We start from the raw sequence: 1,038 nt of genomic DNA, 5'->3' as shown, positions 1-1,038 counted from the left end.
ATATAGAAGTACGCGATTTTTGTTATGCAGCTGATAATATAAATCCAAATTTTGCTCATGAAAAATTGTATATCTTTTGTCCACAATATGAGTTAGATAATTGGGGACAAAAGAAGTCGGTAGACATATATATTAAGATGAATCTAATTGAAAATAAGGACAGGAACAAATACATGATTGTTGTTTCTTTTCATAAAAGGAATAAACCAGTCACTTATCTTTTTAGGTAAAGATAAGTGACTAATGGTTTTAGAATGAAGGAGGATTTTTATGTTGGTTTTATGTGAGTTTTGTCGAGATATGGTAAAGTATTCTACTAAAGATGTTCCAAAAGTGACAGTCATTAGAGGGAAGCAATATCATTACGTAGGTAAAGAAGCAAATTGCGAGGAGTGTAAATCTGAAATATTTGTTCCTAACATTCATGATTATAATTTAGAACAATTAGATCATGCCTATAGACAACAGGAACAGTTAGTTACTATTTCTGAAATAAAAGAGGTTTTAGAAAAATATAAAATTGGAAAACGTCCATTGTCTTTGCTTTTAGGTTGGGGAGAGGTTACCCTAACAAGGTATGTAAATGGAGATATTCCGACAAAGCAGTACTCGGATATATTGAAAAGATTAGGTAGAGATCAATCTTTTATGCTAGATATTTTGGAAAGAAATAAAGATTTAATTACTCAAAAAGCATATAGAGTCTCTAAAGAAGCAATCGCAAACCTACAGGAAAATGAGGATTTTACTTCTACACAGATTACAAAAATCGAGGAAGTTGCTAACTATTTGCTATATAAAAATGATGATATTACTCCTTTAGCTCTTCAAAAGCTGTTATACTATGCGCAAGGATTTTGTAAGGTGTTTACTGGAACATATTTATTTGAAGATGATTGTGAAGTAGGAAGTCATGGCCCGGTATATCGAGTTATTTTTAATAAATATAAAGTATATCAGTACGACAATCTTGAAGTTAATTATGTTAGTACAAATCAATTAACTCAAATAGAAAAGGAAATATTAGACTGTGTAATC

General features: G+C 30.3%; 1 protein-coding gene and 1 pseudogene. Both read left to right on the top strand.

Annotated features, from left to right (window positions below; genetic code table 11):
- A pseudogene (locus tag ABWK52_RS28895) lies at positions 1-230 on the top strand (hypothetical protein); the annotation flags it as partial.
- A 40-nt stretch (positions 231-270) separates the two neighbouring features.
- Positions 271-1,038: type II toxin-antitoxin system antitoxin SocA domain-containing protein (locus ABWK52_RS28890; protein WP_353772352.1), on the top strand; the 768-nt coding region annotated here is incomplete at its 3' end.

The sequence above is a fragment of the Bacillus sp. AP50 genome (assembly GCF_040492675.1).
Classification (GTDB): domain Bacteria; phylum Bacillota; class Bacilli; order Bacillales; family Bacillaceae_G; genus Bacillus_A; species Bacillus_A cereus.
The sequence above is the reverse complement of the archived record's forward strand: the minus strand, read 5'-3'. Positions and strand labels throughout refer to the sequence as shown.